At 65.2% G+C, this 442-nt stretch carries 1 protein-coding gene; it reads right to left on the reverse strand.

The window, feature by feature from the left end; genetic code table 11:
• Positions 1-442, reverse strand: a 442-nt coding sequence (locus tag IEJ02_RS48015) for a beta-ketoacyl synthase N-terminal-like domain-containing protein (protein WP_317986123.1), incomplete at both ends; no start/stop codon positions are given.

Raw genomic sequence — 442 nt, forward strand, 5'->3', positions numbered from 1 at the left:
GGACCATTCGGCGCCGTCAAACCATTCGACGCACCATCCTGGTTAATAGCGCTGCCACGCACCACCGCCAGCACCGGATGACCGTTCTTCCGCGCGTCCGACAACCGCTCCACCAGCAGCATGCCCGCACCCTCGGACCACCCCGTGCCATCCGCGTCCGCCGAGAACGCCTTGCACCGCCCATCAGCCGCAAGCCCACGCTGACGGCTGAACTCCACAAACGGCGCCGGAGTCGCCATCACCGTCACACCACCGGCCAACGCCAGCGAACACTCACCGTTCCGCAACGCCTGCACCGCCAGATGCAACGCCACCAACGACGACGAACACGCCGTATCAACCGTCAAAGACGGCCCCTCCAGGCCCAGCACATACGACACACGCCCCGACGCGATCGCCCCCGACGCACTGTTGAAGACATAGTCGTGATACATCATCCCGG

Source organism: Streptomyces sp. 5-10, from assembly GCF_014712245.1.
Taxonomy (GTDB): domain Bacteria; phylum Actinomycetota; class Actinomycetes; order Streptomycetales; family Streptomycetaceae; genus Streptomyces; species Streptomyces violaceusniger.